Origin of the sequence: Bradyrhizobium sp. dw_78 (genome assembly GCF_018449525.1) — a bacterium.
Lineage (GTDB): Bacteria > Pseudomonadota > Alphaproteobacteria > Rhizobiales > Xanthobacteraceae > Bradyrhizobium.
In genome coordinates, this window is sequence record NZ_JAAVUS010000008.1 from 197,599 (window position 1) to 216,009 (window position 18,411).

General features: G+C 63.1%; 20 protein-coding genes. 8 read left to right on the forward strand and 12 right to left on the reverse strand.

Annotated elements, in window-relative coordinates; genetic code table 11:
• The first annotated feature begins 110 nt into the window (after positions 1 to 110).
• From HB630_RS20825 to HB630_RS20855, 7 genes are all read left to right on the forward strand, one after another.
• A complete protein-coding gene (locus HB630_RS20825; RefSeq protein WP_213774193.1) occupies positions 111 to 266 on the forward strand; it encodes a DUF3096 domain-containing protein in 156 nt (51 codons plus the stop codon).
• A 102-nt stretch (positions 267 to 368) separates the two neighbouring features.
• Entirely contained in the window at positions 369 to 3,290 is a 2,922-nt protein-coding gene (gene ppdK / locus HB630_RS20830; protein ID WP_213774195.1) for a pyruvate, phosphate dikinase, read from the forward strand.
• A gap of 503 nt (positions 3,291 to 3,793) precedes the next feature.
• The gene (locus tag HB630_RS20835) at positions 3,794 to 5,269 is read left to right on the forward strand and encodes a cell wall hydrolase (protein ID WP_213774197.1); all 1,476 of its coding nucleotides are present in this window, start codon (positions 3,794 to 3,796) and stop codon (positions 5,267 to 5,269) included.
• A 188-nt stretch (positions 5,270 to 5,457) separates the two neighbouring features.
• Positions 5,458 to 6,708, forward strand: coding sequence for an MFS transporter (locus HB630_RS20840; protein WP_213774199.1), 1,251 nt, complete (start codon positions 5,458 to 5,460; stop codon positions 6,706 to 6,708).
• A 42-nt stretch (positions 6,709 to 6,750) separates the two neighbouring features.
• The gene (locus tag HB630_RS20845; RefSeq protein WP_213774201.1) at positions 6,751 to 7,737 is read left to right on the forward strand and encodes an acryloyl-CoA reductase; all 987 of its coding nucleotides are present in this window, start codon (positions 6,751 to 6,753) and stop codon (positions 7,735 to 7,737) included.
• A gap of 114 nt (positions 7,738 to 7,851) precedes the next feature.
• On the forward strand, positions 7,852 to 8,448 hold the full coding sequence (locus HB630_RS20850) for a hypothetical protein (protein WP_213774203.1): 597 nt from the start codon (positions 7,852 to 7,854) through the stop codon (positions 8,446 to 8,448).
• Between the two features lie 250 nt (positions 8,449 to 8,698).
• Positions 8,699 to 8,977, forward strand: a complete 279-nt coding sequence (locus tag HB630_RS20855) for a hypothetical protein (RefSeq protein WP_213774438.1) — start codon at positions 8,699 to 8,701, stop codon at positions 8,975 to 8,977.
• A 108-nt stretch (positions 8,978 to 9,085) separates the two neighbouring features.
• On the opposite strand, the gene HB630_RS20860 is transcribed toward HB630_RS20855, so the two are convergent.
• The 8 genes from HB630_RS20860 to HB630_RS20895 form a co-directional block, all read right to left on the reverse strand.
• Positions 9,086 to 9,592 (reverse strand): protein tyrosine phosphatase, encoded by a 507-nt coding sequence (locus HB630_RS20860; RefSeq protein ID WP_213774205.1) that lies wholly within the window; start codon positions 9,590 to 9,592, stop codon positions 9,086 to 9,088.
• 81 nt (positions 9,593 to 9,673) lie between these two features.
• Complete coding sequence (locus HB630_RS20865; protein WP_213774207.1) at positions 9,674 to 10,285, reverse strand: HD family hydrolase; 612 nt, start codon at positions 10,283 to 10,285, stop codon at positions 9,674 to 9,676.
• Positions 10,282 to 10,908 (reverse strand): DNA-3-methyladenine glycosylase I, encoded by a 627-nt coding sequence (locus tag HB630_RS20870; RefSeq protein ID WP_213774209.1) that lies wholly within the window; start codon positions 10,906 to 10,908, stop codon positions 10,282 to 10,284. Before HB630_RS20870 ends, HB630_RS20865 begins: the two co-directional genes overlap by 4 nt.
• Before the next feature lie 10 nt (positions 10,909 to 10,918).
• The gene (locus tag HB630_RS20875) at positions 10,919 to 11,800 is read right to left on the reverse strand and encodes a folate-binding protein (protein ID WP_213774211.1); all 882 of its coding nucleotides are present in this window, start codon (positions 11,798 to 11,800) and stop codon (positions 10,919 to 10,921) included.
• A gap of 188 nt (positions 11,801 to 11,988) precedes the next feature.
• Complete coding sequence (locus HB630_RS20880) at positions 11,989 to 12,255, reverse strand: hypothetical protein (protein WP_213774212.1); 267 nt, start codon at positions 12,253 to 12,255, stop codon at positions 11,989 to 11,991.
• Between the two features lie 195 nt (positions 12,256 to 12,450).
• Positions 12,451 to 12,831: a TIGR02301 family protein gene (locus HB630_RS20885; RefSeq protein ID WP_213774214.1), complete on the reverse strand. Its 381-nt coding sequence runs from the start codon at positions 12,829 to 12,831 to the stop codon at positions 12,451 to 12,453.
• 79 nt (positions 12,832 to 12,910) lie between these two features.
• Positions 12,911 to 13,336, reverse strand: a complete 426-nt coding sequence (locus tag HB630_RS20890; protein ID WP_213774216.1) for an NUDIX domain-containing protein — start codon at positions 13,334 to 13,336, stop codon at positions 12,911 to 12,913.
• Between the two features lie 88 nt (positions 13,337 to 13,424).
• Positions 13,425 to 13,922, reverse strand: coding sequence for a hypothetical protein (locus tag HB630_RS20895; RefSeq protein ID WP_213774218.1), 498 nt, complete (start codon positions 13,920 to 13,922; stop codon positions 13,425 to 13,427).
• A 124-nt stretch (positions 13,923 to 14,046) separates the two neighbouring features.
• Between HB630_RS20895 and HB630_RS20900 the strand changes: the two genes are divergently transcribed.
• Entirely contained in the window at positions 14,047 to 14,811 is a 765-nt protein-coding gene (locus HB630_RS20900) for an SOS response-associated peptidase (RefSeq protein ID WP_213774219.1), read from the forward strand.
• Between the two features lie 18 nt (positions 14,812 to 14,829).
• On the opposite strand, the gene HB630_RS20905 is transcribed toward HB630_RS20900, so the two are convergent.
• Genes HB630_RS20905 through HB630_RS20920 form a run of 4 tightly spaced genes read right to left on the reverse strand, consistent with a single transcriptional unit; the run spans position 14,830 to position 18,349 of the window.
• Positions 14,830 to 15,411, reverse strand: a complete 582-nt coding sequence (locus HB630_RS20905; protein ID WP_213774221.1) for a GDP-mannose pyrophosphatase — start codon at positions 15,409 to 15,411, stop codon at positions 14,830 to 14,832.
• Positions 15,412 to 15,434: 23 nt separating this feature from the next.
• Entirely contained in the window at positions 15,435 to 15,896 is a 462-nt protein-coding gene (locus HB630_RS20910) for a GNAT family acetyltransferase (protein WP_213774223.1), read from the reverse strand.
• A complete protein-coding gene (locus tag HB630_RS20915) occupies positions 15,893 to 17,320 on the reverse strand; it encodes an FAD-binding oxidoreductase (protein ID WP_213774225.1) in 1,428 nt (475 codons plus the stop codon). The genes HB630_RS20910 and HB630_RS20915 overlap by 4 nt, the downstream gene beginning before the upstream one ends.
• A 36-nt stretch (positions 17,321 to 17,356) precedes the next feature.
• Positions 17,357 to 18,349, reverse strand: a complete 993-nt coding sequence (locus tag HB630_RS20920) for an L-threonylcarbamoyladenylate synthase (RefSeq protein WP_213774226.1) — start codon at positions 18,347 to 18,349, stop codon at positions 17,357 to 17,359.
• Positions 18,350 to 18,411 lie beyond the last annotated feature (62 nt).

Below are 18,411 nucleotides of genomic sequence, written 5' to 3' on the forward strand. Positions count from 1 at the left end.
ACCCGTTGCGGCGATGTGCGTCTCCTATTCCGGAACCGTCCCGGCAGATAAAATGAAGCCTCCCATCGATTCGGGATTTTCCCTTAAAAGCGCCATCGGAGAGATTTCAAATGACCATCACTGTCGCCCACATTTCACCGATCCTGTCTGTGATTGCGGGCTTGCTGATCCTGATCATGCCTAGGCTGCTCAATCTCGTGGTCGCGGTCTTCCTGATTCTGAACGGCCTGATCGGTCTTGGGCTGCTGCGGTGGCTGCATTTGTAGGCTTGAAATGAGATTCAAATGGGCTTCGCGCCTTGCGCGTAACGGCCCAAAATGGTGTAAGGCGCCCATCCCATCCCCCCTTTCGCGGATTGTGTGCAGGTCATGGCCAAAGCCGTAGCGAAGACGAAAAAAACCGTAGCGAAATCAAAGACATCTGTGTCGGCTCGGGGCAAGGTCTCGCCGCCCGCCAGAGCCCGCAAGGCGTTGAAGAAAAGCCCGGTCAAGCCAGCGCCGAAGCCGGCTGCCAAGACCGCTGCCAAGGCAAATGTAAAGGCAGGCGTGAAGGCGAATGCAAAAACAAGCGCCAAGGCCGGCGCGGTCAGGCCGGCTGCAGGCGCAGTGCCGGCGGGCAAATGGGTCTTCACGTTCGGCGACGGCAGGGCCGAGGGCAAAGCGGGTCTGCGCGATCTGCTCGGCGGCAAGGGCGCCAACCTCGCGGAGATGGCCAATCTCGGGCTGCCGGTGCCTCCCGGCTTCACCATTCCGACGACGGTCTGCACCTATTTCTATGCGCATGACAAAACCTATCCGAAGGAATTGAAGGCGCAGGTCGAGAAGGCGCTGGCGCATGTCGGCAAGATCGCCGGCAAGACCTTCGGTGACGCGAAAAATCCGTTGCTGGTTTCGGTGCGATCGGGCGCGCGCGCCTCGATGCCGGGCATGATGGACACCGTGCTCAATCTCGGTCTCAACGACCAGACGGTCGAAGCGCTCGCCGAATTGTCCGGCGATCGCCGCTTCGCCTATGACAGCTATCGCCGCTTCATCACGATGTATTCGGACGTGGTGCTCGGCCTCGAGCACCACCACTTCGAGGACATTCTCGACACCTTCAAGGACGGCCAGGGCTATACGCTCGACACCGACCTGACCGGTGACGACTGGGCCGAACTGGTCGGCCGTTACAAGGATGCGGTGGCGCAGGAGACCGGCAAGGGCTTCCCGCAGGATCCGCACGACCAGTTGTGGGGTGCGATCGGCGCGGTGTTTTCATCGTGGATGAATGCGCGCGCGGTGACCTATCGCCGGCTGCACGACATTCCGGAATCCTGGGGCACCGCCGTCAACGTTCAGGCGATGGTGTTCGGCAATATGGGCGAGACCTCCGCGACCGGTGTTGCCTTCACCCGCAATCCATCGACCGGCGAGAGCAAGCTGTACGGCGAGTTCCTGATCAATGCGCAGGGCGAGGACGTGGTGGCGGGCATTCGCACGCCGCAGGACATCACCGAGGACGCGCGCCAGGAATCCGGCTCCGACAAGCCGTCGATGGAAATCGCGATGCCCGCGGCGTTCAAGGAACTGACGCGGATCTACACGCTGCTCGAGAAGCATTACCGCGACATGCAGGACATGGAGTTCACGGTCGAGCAGGGTAAGCTGTGGATGCTGCAAACCCGCAACGGCAAGCGCACGGCCAAGGCGGCGCTGCGCATCGCCGTCGAACTCGCCAATGAGGGCCTGATCTCGAAAAAGGATGCGGTGTCGCGGATCGATCCGGCTTCGCTCGACCAGTTGCTGCATCCGACCATCGATCCCAACGCCAAGCGCGACGTCATCGCGACCGGCCTGCCGGCTTCGCCGGGCGCCGCCGCCGGCGAGATCGTGTTCTCGCCCGACGAGGCCGCGAAATTGCAGGCCGACGGCCGCAAGGTCATCCTGGTCCGGATCGAGACCAGCCCTGAAGACATCCACGGCATGCACGCGGCGGAAGGCATCCTGACCACGCGCGGCGGCATGACCTCGCACGCCGCCGTGGTCGCGCGCGGCATGGGCAAGCCCTGCGTCTCCGGCTGCGGCGGCATCCGCGTCGATTACGGCCGCGGCACCATGAGCATCGGTTCGCGCACCTTCAAGGCCGGCGACGTCATCACCATCGACGGATCGGTGGGCCAGGTGCTGGCCGGACGCATGCCGATGATCGAGCCGGAACTGTCGGGCGAATTCGGCACGCTGATGGGCTGGGCCGATTCCGTCCGCAAGCTCCGCGTCCGCGTCAACGGCGATACGCCCGACGACGCGCGGACCGCCGTGAAGTTCGGCGCCGAGGGCATCGGGCTTTGCCGCACCGAGCACATGTTCTTCGAGGAAACCCGTATCCGCACCGTGCGCGAGATGATCCTTGCCGAGGACGAGCAGGCGCGGCGCGCGGCGCTGTCGAAGCTGTTGCCGATGCAGCGTGCGGATTTCGTCGAACTGTTCGAGATCATGAAGGGGCTACCGGTGACGATCCGGCTGCTCGATCCGCCGTTGCACGAATTCCTGCCGCATAGCCAGGCCGAGGTCGAGGAAGTCGCGCGTGCGATGAACACCGACCCGCGGCGTCTGGCCGATCGCGCCCGCGAACTCGGCGAATTCAACCCGATGCTCGGATTCCGCGGTTGCCGTCTCGCCATCGCCTATCCGGAAATCGCCGAGATGCAGGCGCGCGCGATCTTCGAAGCCGCGGTGGAAGCGGGCAAGCGCACCGGCAAGCCGGTCGGACTCGAGGTGATGGTGCCGCTGATCGCGACCAAGGCGGAGTTCGATCTGGTCAAGGCGCGGATCGATACGACCGCGCAGGCTGTGATGAAGGAGACCAACACCAAGCTGAGCTATCAGGTCGGCACCATGATCGAATTGCCGCGTGCCTGCCTGATGGCCGGCGACATCGCCAAGACCGCGGAGTTCTTCTCCTTCGGCACCAACGACCTGACCCAGACCACCTTCGGCATCAGCCGTGACGACGCCGCTAGTTTTCTCGGCACTTATATCGCCAAGGGAATTCTGGAGATCGATCCGTTCGTCTCGATCGACCGTGACGGCGTCGGCGAACTGGTCAAGATCGGCGTCGCGCGCGGCCGCAAGACTCGGCCGGAGCTCAAGGTCGGGATTTGTGGCGAACATGGCGGCGATCCCGCATCCGTCGCCTTCTGTCACGAGGTCGGATTGAATTACGTCTCGTGCTCGCCCTACCGTGTGCCGATCGCGCGGCTCGCCGCGGCGCAGGCGGCGCTCGGCAAGGCGGTTTCCAGCCAGGCCTGATTTTCTCTGCTCACGGCGAATGAAAGACGATGTCATGCCCGGGCTTGTCCCGGGCATCGACGTTTAAAGAGGGATGTGGAGAGAGAAGGCGTCATGCCGGAACACGTCCGGCTGTGACGATGGAACCTGCTCTGCGCTCCCTCTCAGAATCGGTTTCTCAACGATCCATAGCGTTTCCGAGCGAAGTAAATTCCGGTTCGCGCGAAGAAAACGTATCGAAACAAAATGGTGGAGCCCGGCTCTGATTCAATCAGAGCCGATAAGGCTCTAAGATTTTCTTCACCATCTTTGTTGACCGGATATTTACCGTTTTGATCGAGCCGGCGTTTACCAAGGTTTTCGATCGCCAACCATAAAGCGCTGCAATTTCTTGCGTGTATCCGTCGCGCACCACCGATTAACTCCCTCGCAACCTAAATTCGATATTACCAAAAAAGATCGAATTGCGCGGATGTACCGGGTTCGGTCGCGCGTGTGTGCGTAAGCGTTGCGTGGGCGTAGCTATGTCAGATGTGCGTAACCGGCCGAAGGGCGCGCGGTTCGCGTTCTTCGGCCTTGGTCTCCTTGTCTTCGTGCTGAGTCCGACCGAGATCGGATATCAGGACATTGCATCGCTGCTGGCCCGGCAGCCCGGTGTTGCCGAACGCTGGCAGAAGCGCGTTTTCTCCGCCGTCAGCACCATCCAGGTCGCGACCTACAGTTTCGGCCGGCCGATCGGCACGTCGTCGCCGCAGGCGGGACTGTATCGGCTGACGAGCCTCGACAATTCCGGCCTCGATGTCACCGGCTCGCTGACGCGGGAGCATCCGTTGCAGGGTCCGCCACGCTATCAGGCGTCTGATTTTCCCAAGGTCAATCGCACGCTGAAAGGCGATCGCCTGGTCACGACTCCGCCGCCCGAAAGCACTGTGCCGGCAAATGCCGCGCCCGCGCTGGAAAATCCCTCGACGTCCAACGCCTCGGTCGTGGGCCAGAAGACCGCCGCTGCCGCGCCGTCCGATGGCCATCCTGCGCTCGATCCGGAACTTCAGGAAGCGCTGAACGCTCCGCCGCTGGCGCAATACGGCACCGATGCGCATCCGCAATACGATGTTTCGTTGTCGCTCGAATCCCGGCCGCTTGACGACCTCAAGGCTTCGCCCGACGCCATTCCGCTGCAAAGCGCGCCGCCGCATGACGGTTTCTCGGTGCAGACCGCAAGCCTCTATTTCGGGTCTTCCTCGCTCGGCGCGCCCGCGGAGAGCATGGAGCGCTGGGAGCCCGGCGAAGAACCGACGGTGGTGACGCCGGAGGTATCCGCCGATCCCGATATGAAGACGGTCTCGCTGCCGTCGGCCGTCGACGCAAGTATCAAAGCCGTGGACAGCGGCGAAAGCGTCGCCGCCAAGGGGGAAGTCAACGCCGACAATCAGCGGGAGAAGACGCCGGCCGAACGGCTCGGTCTGGTCGACGCGAAGTCGAGCGCCAAGTCGGAGAAGTGTCTCGCCGAAGCGGTTTATTTCGAGGCCCGCGGCGAAGCCGTCCGCGGCCAGATCGCGGTGGCGCAGGTGGTGATGAACCGCGTGTTCTCCGGATTCTATCCGACCACGGTGTGCGGCGTGGTGTATCAGAACAAGTATCACCACATGGCCTGCCAGTTCACCTTCGCCTGCGATAACGTCGCCGATGTCGTGCGCGAGCCCGACATGTGGGACCGCGCCCGGCGGATCGCGAAGGCGATGCTCGACGGCCAGCTCTGGTTGCCGGAAGTCGGCAAATCGACGCATTACCACGCCTATTGGGTGCATCCGTCCTGGGTCAGCGAAATGAAGAAGACGTACAAATTCGGGGTTCACACCTTCTACCGGCCGCGGGCGTGGGGCGATGGCAGCGACGCGCCAAGCTGGGGAACGCCGGCGCAGACAGCGGAAATCTCGGCAGAACTGGCCGAGGCTGCAAAAAGCACCGCCGAGCAGTCTGAAACGACAATACGACGCTGATGACAGCCTCGTGCCGCAGCCACTCCGGTCGTGGATTGGCCCGCTGAACGCTCTTGTTTTTCCGGTCCGTTGCCTCGGACGACGCAGATTTTTCGCGATTCCCCATTGGGATTTGCATGCACCTCCATTAACTCCTTGTAATATCCGCGGAGGTCCTTGAATCCGCCGCACGCAACTGGGGAGGCTGCATGTCGACAATCGCTGGCGATGCTCGTCAATCTTCCGGCTTCGGCCCTTGGCGCACGCCGCTCGTCATCATCATCTGCGGTTGCGCGATCGCGATGTTGAGCTTCGGGCCACGCGCGAGCATGGGATTTTTCATTCAGCCGATGAGCCGGGAGTTTGCCTGGGGACGCGATATCTTCGGCCTCGCGCTTGCGGTGCAGAACCTGTTGTGGGGATTGGGCCAGCCGATCGCCGGTGCGATCGCCGATCGCTTCGGCACGCTGCGCGTGATCTGTGTCGGCGCCTTGCTGTATGCCGTAGGCCTCGTGCTGATGCGTTACGCGGCGACGCCGCTGTCGCTCAATCTTGGCGCCGGCGTTCTGGTCGGCTTTGGACTGTCCGGCTGTTCGTTCAACCTGGTGCTGTCCGCATTCTCAAAACTGTTGCCGCCGCAACGGCGAGGGCTGGCGCTTGGCGCGGGCACGGCGGCCGGATCGTTTGGGCAGTTTCTGTTTGCGCCGTTCGGCGTGGCGATGATCGACAGTTTCGGCTGGCAGGCGGCGCTGATGGTGTTCGCCGCGCTGATGTTGTTGATCGTGCCGTTGTCGTTCGCGCTCAGAACGCCGCCGGTGGAAGTCGTGAATGTGAGAGCCGCGGATCAGCAATCGTTCAGGACGGCGCTGGTGGAAGCATTCGGTCATCGCTCCTATGTGCTGTTGGTGCTGGGCTTCTTCACCTGCGGCTTCCAGCTCGCCTTCATCACCGTGCATCTGCCGGCCTATCTGGTCGACCGCGGCATTCCGGCGCAATCCGGCGGCTGGGTGATCGCCGCGATCGGGTTGTTCAACATCATCGGCTCGCTCAGCGTCGGCTGGCTGCAAAACATCTTTCCGAAGCGCTACATCCTGTCGACGATCTATTTCATCCGCGCGGTGTCGACCGTCGCCTTCATCTCGTTTCCGATCTCGACGTTTTCGGCGCTGCTGTTCGGCGCGGTCAGCGGGCTGACCTGGTTGTCGACGGTGCCGCCCACCACGGCGCTGGTGGCGCTGATGTTCGGCACGCGCTGGTTCGCGACGCTGTACGGCTTTGCCTTCGTCAGCCACCAGGTGGGCGGCTTCCTTGGCGTCTGGCTCGGCGGCATCGTGTTCGAGCAATACGGCTCGTACACGCCGATCTGGTGGCTGTCGGTGCTGTTCGGCGTGCTGTCGGCGCTGATCAACCTGCCGATCGTCGAAAAACCCGTGGTGCGGCCGGTTGCGCTACCGGCGTGATCCGGTAAACATCGCCTGAAATTCAAAGTCTGGGAGGCGGCCGTGGCGACGTTCAAGGCGATCAGGATCGACAAGGCGGAAAAAGGCACCACGGTTGCGCTGACGCAATTCGACGAAGCCGAATTGATGGAAGGCGACGTCACGGTTCGGGTCGAATGGTCGACGCTGAACTACAAGGACGGGCTGGCCGTCACCGGCAAGGCGCCGGTGGTGCGGCGCTTTCCGATGATCGCCGGCGTCGACTTCGCCGGCATCGTCGAGCAATCCTCGAATCCGCAATGGAAGCCCGGCGACAAGGTGATCTGCAATGGCTGGGGCCTCGGCGAAACCCATCTCGGCGCCTATGCAGAGAAGGCGCGCGTCAAGGGCGATTGGCTGGTGCGCCTGCCGGAGGGCATATCCGCCCGCGAGGCGATGGCCATCGGCACGGCCGGCTATACCGCGATGCTCTCGGTGCTGGCGCTGGAAAAACATGGCCTGACGCCAGCTAGCGGGCCGATCATCGTGACCGGTGCGGCGGGCGGCGTCGGCTCGGTGGCGATCGCCGTGCTGTCCAAGCTCGGCTATCACGTCATCGCCTCGACCGGGCGGCCGTCGGAGGCCGATTACCTGAAAGGCCTCGGCGCCGCCGAAATTATCGACCGCAGCGAACTCTCCGGACCGGCCAAGCCGCTGGCGAAAGAGCGTTGGGCGGGCGGGATCGACAGCGTCGGATCGACCGCGCTCGCCAATGTTCTGTCGATGACCAAATATTGCGGCGCCGTCGCCGCCTGCGGTCTCGCCGCCGGTATGGACCTGCCTACCTCGGTCGCGCCGTTTATTTTGCGCGGCGTGTGTCTTCTGGGCATCGATTCCGTGATGTGCCCGATCGAACAGCGCAAAATCGCCTGGAGCCGGCTGGCGATGGACTTGGATCACAGAAAACTTGCTGATATTACTCACGAAATTGGCTTGGACCAGGTTATCGCGGCGGGCGCCAAGATCCTCGCGGGGCAGGTCCGGGGTCGAATCGTGGTAAAAATTCTGTAGCGGCGTTCAGACTTTACCAACGAACCTGCTCCAATCTTGCCACGGTTGTTATGGTAAGCAGCGGGTAAAGGGCTAAAGGCCGAATGCCCGCGCTCGTTGAGTTGGAGTTGCAGCATGCTTGCGCGTTTCGTGTTGGGGACCGTCGCAGCCGGAGCGATGATCGTGCCGGCGCTGGCCGGGGCGATGAACGCCGATGAGGCCCGCAGGTTCGTCGCCGGCAAGGTATTCGCCTTCACCTGTTTCGACGGTACCCGCGGCGCGGGCCGGATTCTCGATGACATGGGTGCGGCGGGTTCGGTGCAGTTCAGCGGCTCCGGCCCGATCCGCCACGTCCGGCTGCCCGGCAACACTTTGCAGATTCGAGGTGAAGCGGTCTGCGCCTCGATCAAGGGCATTCCGTTCGAGCCGTGCTTCAATCTCGACAAGCAGGACGAGCGCAGTTTCCGCGGATCGGTTTCGGGGATGGGCTTCGCTTATTGCGATTTCCATAACCAGGGCGTGGTTCAGATGCTGCTGGCGCGCGCAGTGGCGCGTCCGCGTTCGCTGCGCCGGCGGGAAGAGTCGGCCGATGCGTCGCGGACCGAGGTTTCGGCCCGCGTGGAGACCCCCCGCGTCGAGGCGGCCGGAATTGACCCGGTCAAATCCGAAACCAAGACCGAACCGGCGAAGCCGGAAAGCGCACCGCCCGAATTGCGCCGCTCCACCGATTGAACGACGCCTCTTGAATGGTGCCTCGTCCGGGAGCGACCCCGTAATTATACGGGCCCTTATCTTCACGACCGGGTAGCGACTTTCGATCCAGTTTACCGATATCGTCGGGCTCGCGTGTATCCCGCGTAAGCGGATGGCGGGTTTGCGATCGGAATGCCCGCGGGGTTTTCAGGCAGAACATTTTCCTGCAGCAAAGCCGGTTTTCGCGGTTCCGGAAACTGCCTTGGCTCGCCTGACACATGGGTTCATGATGCCGCTCTATTATTTCCGGATCAGCCACGGACGCTATTCAGGCGCCGCCGATTTCGGATCGGAATTGGAAGATCGCGACGCCGCCTGGGCCGAGATGACCAAGGTCTGCGCCAATCTGGTCGGCGGTATTTCCCGCGGCCTGAAGCAGAACTCGCAATGGGAAATGGAATTGCTCGACGAGGCGAAAAAGCCGGTGTTTCGAATCCGGCTGGTAGCGGAATCGCTCGATCAGAGCCTTATGGGTTCTGATTCAACCAGAACCGATAAGGTATTCTAGCTAGGAGCATGATTGGTTCTGATTGAATCAGAACCAAGGGTCTGGATTCCTGTTTTGACGCGTTTTCTTCACGCGAACCGGTTTCCACTTCGCTCGAAAACGCTCTCTCTAGTCGAGATCGACGCGGAACGGCCGGCCCTCGATCATCATGTTGCCGGGACCGATGTCGTCAAGCGCGCGCAGCATACGCCCCTCGCGTCCAAGCGCCTTGTCGGCCAGGCTGACGATCAGCCGGTTCGGCGACGCGATCGGGGAGGCGGCACGAATTTTCCGCGCGATTTCGATTTCTTCGCGATGCGGATTGAGCGCGCAGGCCGCGGTGAAGGCGCTCGCGGTCGAACGGCTGATGCCGGCATAGCAATGGATTACCATCGGCGCGCTGCGGTCCCAGCCACGCACGAAGTTCAGGACCTGCTCGATATGGATATCCGACGGCGCGACAAAACCTTCTATCTGCTCGGTGATGTCATCGACCGCGACTTTCAGATGATTGGCCTCGATCACCGATTCCGGCCGCTGCACCTGATCGACCTTGGCCATGATCGTCAGGACATGGCTGGCGCCGGTGGTTTTGACGGTGTCGGGAAGTGCGGCAAGTGAGCAGACGTGTATCATGACGGTCCTTTTGATCATCCCAATATAGCCCATGCACGGGACGATTAAAGCAGCAGATCCACCGCTCCGGCACGCGGCCGGTCACATGCACAGCGCCGCGAACCGTTCCAGGAAACGTTTTTCGGCCTTTGCCGCGGTCCAGGGCGTCAGATAATCCGTCTGCATCGCGGCGGACAGGCCGGGATCGCGGCCAAATAAGCGTTTGGCTTCGGCTTCGGCAAAACCGGCGAGATGTGTCGCCTCCAGATAGGCGGCACCGCGGTCGGCATCCTTGATCTGCTGCGTAATCTCGGGGGCGAGCACTGCCGGCAATCCGAAGCGGATATGGATCGCCGATAACAGCCGCTTCTCCACCGCCTTGTAGTCGCCGCCGAGCACCGCCTTGAATGGCGAGATCATGTCGCCGATGACATATTCCGGGGCATCGTGCAGCAACGCGGCCAGGCGGAGCCGGGTATCGACACGCGGGGTCTGCTCGCGCATCACGGCTTCGACCAGCAGCGTATGTTGCGCCACCGAGAAAATATGCGCGCCGCTGGTCTGTCCGTTCCAGCGCGCGACGCGGGCCAGTCCGTGTGCGATATCGGCGATCTCGATATCGAGCGGTGAGGGGTCCAGGAGGTCGAGCCGGCGTCCCGACAGCATGCGCTGCCAGACGCGCGTGTCGCGCGCCGGTCGTTTTGCCGCCGTCATTTGACTTTGAGGCGTGGCGAGCGGTGCTTTCTGCCGCAGGTTTCATGACAAAAGCAGCTCACCAGATGGTCGTTGACCATGCCGGTCGCCTGCATGAAGGCGTAGACGATGGTCGGGCCGACGAACTTGAATCCGCGCCCGGCCAGCTCTTTTGAAATCTTCACCGATACCGGCGTCGACGCCGGCACGCTGGCCGTGGTCTTGAACTGGTTGACCTTCGGCCTGCCGTCGACGAAATCCCACAACAGCTTCGAAAAGCCAGGACCGTCTTCCATGATCTTGAGATAGGATTTGGCGCTCGCGATCGTGCCCTCGATCTTGGCGCGATTGCGGACGATGCCGACATCGTTCATCAGCGCGTGGACTTTTTTTTCGCTGTAGCGCGCGATCTTTTCAGGCTGAAAATCGTCGAATGCGCGGCGGAAATTCTCGCGCTTGCGCAGGATCGTGATCCACGCAAGTCCTGCCTGGAAGCCATCGAGGATCAGCTTTTCATAGAGCGCGCGGTCGTCATATTCCGGCACGCCCCATTCGGTGTCGTGATAGGCGATATAGAACGGATCCTCGCCGGGCCACGGGCATCGCGTCAGGCCGTCGGGATGCAGGCGGGCCGATCTGCTCATAACGACTTGCTCATGCAACCGTCTGTTTCGGCGCGCCGCGCAATGACTCCGGTTCGGTCAAGCGGATCGCAAGACCGCCGGCTGTCAGCGGGATGCCGGCATCGAGCGCGTCCGCCGCGCGATCGGTCCGGATCAGCGCAAGCCCGTTGCCATCGGCCGATGAGCCCATGGTGCCGATTGGCTTGTCGCCCGCCAGGATTGCTGCGCCGGCTTCCGGAGCCGGGCCGTCGAGAACGACCTTTAACGTGCGGGTGCGCGCGGTACCGCGATGCTGCATCCGCGACACCACTTCCTGCCCGACATAACAGCCTTTGTCGAAATCGACGCCGTGGAGGCGGTCCATATTGGTTTCGTGCGGGAACGCATCGCCATAGATGAAGTCGAGGCCGCCGCGGGGAACGCCGACCGCGATGCGATGCGCTTCATAGGCGCGATCGTCGACCAGGTCGGCACCGATAAGACCAGCGGCCTTCTGCTTGAGTTCCTCCGGCACGAGGATTCGCCAGCCGAGCGCTTCGTCGCGCGGGTCGGCAAATGTCAGATCCGGCTTTACGGCGGGCTCGCCACCCCATGCGGCGAGCACGCCAAGACTGTCGGACAGATTCTCGACCGCGACCTTGGCGCGCAGCTTGTAGAAGCCGAGCTTGTCGGCCAGGCTCTGCGCCAGCGCGCGCGGGACGTCGAGCAGGAAGCCGCCGCCGTGGCCGGCAGGCACCTCGGTGATCAGGAAGTCGGTGGTGATCTTGCCCTGTGGCGTCAGCAATGCGCCGAACCGGCCGAGGCCGGGACCAACAGGCGTGAGGTCGGTCGTGACGAGGCCGTTGAGAAAGTTGCGCGCATCCTCGCCGCTGACCTTCACCACGCCTCGATCGGGGAGAAAGGCTGCTTTCATTCCTGAGATGGCTTTCTTGGGGTCGCCCCTGAACTTCCTGGGAAAACGCCGGTGGTAGATATCACATGCGAACTTCAGACAGGAAGTTAAGACGCCAAGGCAACAGGAACAAGGCCCGCGCGGCATCGAAAGCGGGCGTCGGGACGCCGGCTCAAGCCGAGCGATGCCACTCCCGCGTCGCGCAGCTCTTACTGCCTTGAACGCGAGACCGAAAACTCGCCGTTGCGGACGCGTGCAGCAAGGCCCTCGACGAATTTCGCCACCGCGTCTTCGCCGTAAGTGCCGACCAGTTCGGCGAACGCCGCAAACAGGCTCGCCTGCGCCAGGCAATCGCCGTCAACGCCATCGTGCCGCGCTTCGGCCCACGCTTCGTTGAGATAACTGAGCGCAGCCTGTTTCTGTTCGTGATCGGGCAACGGCGCGCGGCCGCTCGTGAAGGACTCTGGATAGCTCATGAAACTCGACAGGCTGAATGGCGCGATCCCGGACGGCGCGCGGAGTAGGTGTGTAAAGGTGTAGCACGGGCCGCGGAGCCGCCTAGGGACTTCTTTAAGAAAGGTTAATGGCGGTGGATAATATGTTCTAACCCGCGGCGGACGCCTCGTGGCATCGGAAACACGGCCGCAAGGCCCGCCTTTCTGCAAGGACTGTCAATTGGCGTAGCGCGCCGTCAGGTCTCGCGAAATCTTCGCGCCTTCCTCGATATAGCGGCGGATGGCGACGGTGGCGGCCGGCGTGCAGGCGCGATAGGTCTGCTGGAAACCGTTATAGCCGCGGTTGAAACCCGAGATCATGCGGGTGCGGCGATCTCCGGCAGGCGTCTCCGCATCGATCAGCGCCTGCATCTCGTTGCGCCATTTGCCGCCTTCATTGCTGCCGCAAATACCGCGCAGGTAGTGCAGCGCGCCGAGGATTTCGGCGAGCCGCTCCAGATCGCCGTCGAACGGCGCCGGGGCGTCTTCGGCCCGAGCCGCGCCGAGATTGCAGACCGAAATAAGGATGATGAGAGCGGCGAGCGCGCGTTTCAGCATGAATAGGTCCGGGACCCCCGGATGCCGTGGGGCTGTGGTGATATGCCCGCTCAATACGCTGGAAGCAAGGCCACCGAATTCAGGCCCTGATCCGGCTCCGGGCCGCCGCAATGACCTCTTGCAGGCCGTCGGTGACCTTGAGGTTGCCGAGCGCGTCCGGCGCGAGCCATTTGAAATCGTCGAGTTCATCGTTGAGGACCGGTTCCCCGGCCATCCAGCGCGCGGCAAAGGACATGATGAGATAGTGTCCGCCGCCGCCCGCAATTGGCAGCACCTCGCGCCATGCGGCCAGTCCGGCAATCTCGATGGTGAGCCCGGTTTCCTCACGGACCTCGCGGTGCAGGGCGGCGTGCAGGGATTCGCCGAATTCGACCCGTCCGCCGGGTAGCGAGTAGGCGCCCTTGCCGGGCGAGCGCGCCCGCCGCACCAGCAGGATCCTGTCGTCTCTAAAGATCGTGGCGCTGACGGCAAGCTGGGGATGCGGGGGCGGGACGGGCGCTGCCACGGCGAGTGCTCCGGTTGTGATGTTCGCAAAGCCAATGCGGCACATCTGATGCGAAGTTCGGATTTTAGGATCCGGTTGCGATTAGACGCTACTCGCTCGCCATGATGTTTTCGATGTCGGCTTCGGAGCCGCCATTGATGATGCCGCCGGCCAGCGCCACCAGCGGCTTGACCCAGCCGGTGGCCTGTTCGGCCAGCGTGGTGCGGGTTCTGTCCTGCTTGGCTTCGCGCATCGCCGAACTGACGGCCGTCAGGATTGACGTCATCGCGCCGGTGATGTTGTCGAATTCGGTACGGACGCCGGGGTCGGCCGAATCGTAGGAATTGATCGCAAGTTCACGCGCCTTGAAATTGGACGCCGTGAAATGCTCGCGGTAGGACAGCGGGTGCCAGCCCAGAAAATCCTCGACGCATTCCGGCATGTCCGGAATCATTTCCAGCAGCATGATGGCTTCGTTGAAATGATTCAGATAGTCGGTGGCGAGCCCGGTGCGCGGGTTGATGTTGGCGGCGCGCAACCGGGCAATCCGGGCCTCTTGTTCAGGGTCCGGCGGGCGATTGGATCGTTGGGAAGCTGTCGCAGTCATCCGCCCAGTGTTTACTGGTTGGGGTTAAAAGGTGCTGAACGATATGGCGTTTTCGAGCGAAGTGGTACCGCTACGGTGAAGAAAACCCATCAAAACAAAAGATGATGACGACCTGGACCACAGCATGTGCGGACGTTTCGTAATTACCTCGCCGCCCGAGGCGCTGCGGCGGCTTTTTGGCTATGCCGAGCAGCCCAATTTCCCGCCCCGCTATAACGTCGCCCCGACGCAGCCGATCCCCGTGGTCGTCGCTGAAAACGGCTTTCGGCATTTCCGGCTGATGCGCTGGGGATTTCTGCCGGCCTGGGTCAAGGACCCCCGTAAATTTACGCTCGTGATCAATGCGCGGTCGGAGACGGTTCGGGAAAAGCCTGCTTTCAGGAACGCGATCAAGCGGCGGCGCTGCCTGATCCCGGCCGATGGCTATTACGAATGGCAGGTTTCCGGCGCTCGCAAGCGGCCTTACTTCATCCATCGCCGCGACGGCCAGCCGCTCGGGTTCGCGGCGCTGGCCGAAACCTGGATGGGGCCGAACGGGGAGGAACTCGACACGGTGGCGATCATGACGGCGCCGGCCAGCGCCGATCTCGCCGAACTGCATCATCGCGTTCCCGTGACGATCGCGCCCGATGATTTCGAACGCTGGCTCGACAGCCGGACCGAAGACGTTGAAGGGGTGATGACGCTGCTGACCGGGCCCGCTGTCGGCGAGTTCGCCTGGCATGAGGTCTCGACGCGGGTCAACCGCGTCGCCAATGATGATGCGCAACTGCTGCTGCCGATCACGGAACTGGAGCGGGCGGCCGAGGAAGCCACGTCCGTGAGAAAGACAGTCTCACGTAAAGCCGACCCGACGCCGTCCGATGATGGGCAGGGGTCGTTGTTTTGATCGGCTGCTGCGGCGGGTCTATTTGAAAATATGCAGCGCAGCGTATTGCAGCAGCATGATGGTCTTGGCGTCCTGGATACGGCCGTCGGCGATCATCGCCAGCGCCTGATCGATCGGCAGTTCGAGCACCTCGATATCCTCGCCTTCGTCGGCGAGGCCGCCGCCATCGTTGATCCGCATCGATGCATCATATTCGGCGACAAAGAAATGCTGCTTCTCGGTGACCGAGCCGGGACTCATGAAGGCTTCGAATATCTTGCGGATCTCGCCGAACCGATAACCCAGTTCTTCCTCCGCCTCGGCGCGGATTCGTATGTCGGGCGGCGCATCGTCGAGAACGCCGGCGGCGGCCTCGATCAGCAGATCGTCATAACCGTTGACATAGGCCGGATAGCGGAACTGCCGCACCAGCAGCACGGTGCGCTGCGCCGGATGGTAGGGCAGGATCGTCGCGCAATTGCCGCGATCATAGGTCTCGCGCTGCTGCGCCTGCCATTTACCATCGGCGCGCCGCCACTCGAAGGTGGTGGTCTTCAGCGTGTAGTAATTGTCCGAGAGCAGGCGGACGTTCTGGATGCGGATGCGGTCGGAAACACTCATTACGGCCTGCCCATGAAATGCAGTTATGGCGTTGTCTCGCGGCCATCGAGCCATTTAGCATACATGACGCGCGGCTGCTCTTCATAGCCGATCGATTCATAGAATGCCTTCACCTTGGTATTCTCCGGCCGGACCAACAGATGCAGTTTGGTCATGCCGGCTTGGCGCAGCCAGTTCTCGGCTGCCTCCATGATGGCGCGGCCGTGTCCTTTCCCGCGATGATCCGGATCGACGGCGACGTAATAGACCCAGCCGCGATGGCCCTCATGGCCGACCATCGCGGTCGCCACGATGGCGCCGTTGTCGCGACCAATCAGGATGGTCGCGTTCGATCCGCGCCGCGCCAGCGCGATGTCGGCGGCCGGGTCGTTCCACGGCCGCGTCAATTCGCAGCGTTGCCATAGCGCGACCACGACGGGAACGTCGCCGTCCTCGATCGGCGCGACAGAGAGTTCGGCGGCGGCTTCTGTCGATGTTTCGCTCACAGCACCTTGCCGGGATTCATGATGCCGAGCGGATCGAGCATCGCTTTGATTCCGCGCATCAGCTCGATCGCGACCTTGTCCTTGACCTCGGGCAGTTCGTCGCGCTTGAGCACGCCGATGCCATGTTCGGCGGAGATCGATCCACCCATCCGCAGCACGATGTCGAATACCACGGCGTTGACGTCGTGCCAGCGCGCCAGGAAATCGGCGGCGTTGGCCCCGATCGGCTGGCTGACATTGTAGTGGATGTTGCCGTCGCCGAGATGACCGAACGGCACCGGCCTTGAACCCGGAATGAGCTTGACGACGGCGGCGTTGGCTTCTTCGATGAAAGCGGGCACGGCTGCGACCGGCACGGAGATGTCGTGCTTGATCGAGCCGCCTTCCGGCTTCTGCGCCGCCGACATTTCATCGCGCAGCTTCCAGAACGCCTGGCGCTGGCTCAAATTGGCCGCCATCACGGCGTCATCGACGATGCCGTCTTCCATGCCCTTTTCCAGGATCGATTCCAGCGCGGCGCGGGCGTCATCGCGCGGGGACGACAACTCCATCAGCACGTACCACGGATGCTTGCTCGTCAGCGGATCGCGGATGTCGATGCCGTGACGCACGCTGAAATCGACCGAGATGTCGGACAACAGTTCGAAACTGGTGAGGTTGCCGGCGGCCTCGGCCTGCGAGATCGAGAGCAGCTTCAACGCCGCATCCGGCGATGGCAGGCCGACGAAAGCGGTCTCGACCGCGCGCGGTTTCGGAAATAGTTTTAGCGTTGCCGCGGTGATGATACCTAGCGTGCCCTCGGCGCCGATGAAGAGGTTGCGCAGGTCGTAGCCGGTGTTGTCCTTTTTCAGCTTGGACAAGGCGTTCAGGATGCGCCCGTCCGCCAGCACCACTTCCAGCCCCAGCGCCATCTCGCGCGCCACGCCATAGGCGAGCGCGGCGGTGCCGCCGGCATTGGTGGAGAGATTGCCGCCGATGGTGCAGCTTCCCTCGGCGCCGAGCGAGAGCGGGAACAGCCGGTCGGCCTCCGCGGCCTTTTGCTGCGCGACCTGAAGCACCACGCCGGCTTCGCAGGTCATGGTGTTGGAGGCGGGGTCGATGTCGCGGATCTTGTCCATGCGGCGCATCGAAACCACGACCTCGCCGTTATGCGGCGTCTGTCCGCCGACCAGGCCGGTGTTGCCGCCCTGCGGCACCAGCGCGATCCGCTGTTCGCTGGCGAGCTTGCAGATCGCGGCGACTTCCGCCGTCGAGCCCGGACGCAATACCAGGGGCGAGCGCCCGTGATAGAGGTTGCGCTCTTCGGTGAGGTAGGGCGCGATATCGGCCGCATCGGTCACCGCATATTTGTCGCCGACGATGGCACGAAAGCGCGCGACCAGTTCGGGTGGAAGCGGCGGCGCGGATGATTGAACCTTGTTCATGGCCTCGTTATTTCCTTGGACTTTCGTTGTTGTGATTTATTCCCGCGCCATCGCGGCGCGGCGCAGCCTGTCGTTGATGGCTTCGCCGAGGCCGTGATGCGGCACCGGCATTACGGCGATGGCGTTCGCGCCCTTCAGGTCGAGCGCGCGAAGATAGCCGAAAAGATTGGCGGCGGCCTCGGTCAGATCGCCGAGCGGCGACAGATTCAACACGGCGCGAGACGCGCCCGCGCCCGGTATATCGGCGGGGCCGAACGCCAGCAGCGCCTCGCCGGCCGCGACCTGCCCGGCATTGAGCCGCACCGGGGTCCGTGGCGCGTAATGCGACGCCAGCATGCCGGGCGCCAGCGGCGCTCCGCTATCGCCGCTTTTGTCTTCCGGCGGGCGTACCAGCCTGCAGCCGATGACGCGTTCGATCGCCTCGCGCGGCAGGCCACCGGGACGCAGCAGTATCGGCGCCTCGAAACATCCGATAATGGTGGATTCGACGCCGATCGCGACCGGGCCGCCATCGACGATCAGGTCGATGCGTCCCGCGAGATCGCTTTGCACATGGGCGGCCGTGGTCGGCGACACATGGCCCGACAAATTCGCCGACGGTGCCACCACCGGCGGGCCGAAGGCGCGCAGGATTTCCCGCGCGACCGGGTGGGCGGGGATGCGAATCGCGACCGTATCGAGCCCGGCGGTGGCGAGATCGGCCACGGCGCAGTCGCCTGTTTTGGGCAGCACCAGCGTCAGCGGGCCCGGCCAGAACGCCTCGGCCAGGGCCAGCGCCTGCGCGTCAAAACGCGCGATCCGGCGGGCAGCGGCGAGATCGCTGACATGGGCGATCAGCGGGTTGAAAGAGGGCCGGCCCTTGGCCCGATAGAGCCGCGCGACGGCTTCGGGGTTGGTGGCATCGGCGCCCAGGCCGTAGACGGTCTCGGTCGGGAACCCGACCAGGCCCCCATCCGCCAGGCAACGGGCCGCCGCGGCGATGGCGGCCTCATTGGCCGGCAAAATCTGCGTTTTCAGGCCGACATCCACGGGGGAATAAATCCTTTGATCCGGCTTCTTGCGGTGGACGAAACCCAAGGCTATAAGCCGCC

Excerpts from the sequence above, each read along its gene's own strand:
- HB630_RS20825 (WP_213774193.1), top strand. The coding sequence starts at position 111 with ATGACCATCACTGTCGCCCACATTTCACCGATCCTGTCTGTGATTGCG.
- ppdK (WP_213774195.1), top strand. The coding sequence starts at position 369 with ATGGCCAAAGCCGTAGCGAAGACGAAAAAAACCGTAGCGAAATCAAAG.
- HB630_RS20835 (WP_213774197.1), top strand. The coding sequence starts at position 3,794 with ATGTCAGATGTGCGTAACCGGCCGAAGGGCGCGCGGTTCGCGTTCTTC.
- HB630_RS20840 (WP_213774199.1), top strand. The coding sequence starts at position 5,458 with ATGTCGACAATCGCTGGCGATGCTCGTCAATCTTCCGGCTTCGGCCCT.
- HB630_RS20850 (WP_213774203.1), top strand. The coding sequence starts at position 7,852 with ATGCTTGCGCGTTTCGTGTTGGGGACCGTCGCAGCCGGAGCGATGATC.
- HB630_RS20855 (WP_213774438.1), top strand. The coding sequence starts at position 8,699 with ATGCCGCTCTATTATTTCCGGATCAGCCACGGACGCTATTCAGGCGCC.
- HB630_RS20860 (WP_213774205.1), bottom strand. The coding sequence starts at position 9,592 with ATGATACACGTCTGCTCACTTGCCGCACTTCCCGACACCGTCAAAACC.
- HB630_RS20865 (WP_213774207.1), bottom strand. The coding sequence starts at position 10,285 with ATGACGGCGGCAAAACGACCGGCGCGCGACACGCGCGTCTGGCAGCGC.
- HB630_RS20870 (WP_213774209.1), bottom strand. The coding sequence starts at position 10,908 with ATGAGCAGATCGGCCCGCCTGCATCCCGACGGCCTGACGCGATGCCCG.
- HB630_RS20875 (WP_213774211.1), bottom strand. The coding sequence starts at position 11,800 with ATGAAAGCAGCCTTTCTCCCCGATCGAGGCGTGGTGAAGGTCAGCGGC.
- HB630_RS20880 (WP_213774212.1), bottom strand. The coding sequence starts at position 12,255 with ATGAGCTATCCAGAGTCCTTCACGAGCGGCCGCGCGCCGTTGCCCGAT.
- HB630_RS20885 (WP_213774214.1), bottom strand. The coding sequence starts at position 12,831 with ATGCTGAAACGCGCGCTCGCCGCTCTCATCATCCTTATTTCGGTCTGC.
- HB630_RS20895 (WP_213774218.1), bottom strand. The coding sequence starts at position 13,922 with ATGACTGCGACAGCTTCCCAACGATCCAATCGCCCGCCGGACCCTGAA.
- HB630_RS20900 (WP_213774219.1), top strand. The coding sequence starts at position 14,047 with ATGTGCGGACGTTTCGTAATTACCTCGCCGCCCGAGGCGCTGCGGCGG.
- HB630_RS20905 (WP_213774221.1), bottom strand. The coding sequence starts at position 15,411 with ATGAGTGTTTCCGACCGCATCCGCATCCAGAACGTCCGCCTGCTCTCG.
- HB630_RS20915 (WP_213774225.1), bottom strand. The coding sequence starts at position 17,320 with ATGAACAAGGTTCAATCATCCGCGCCGCCGCTTCCACCCGAACTGGTC.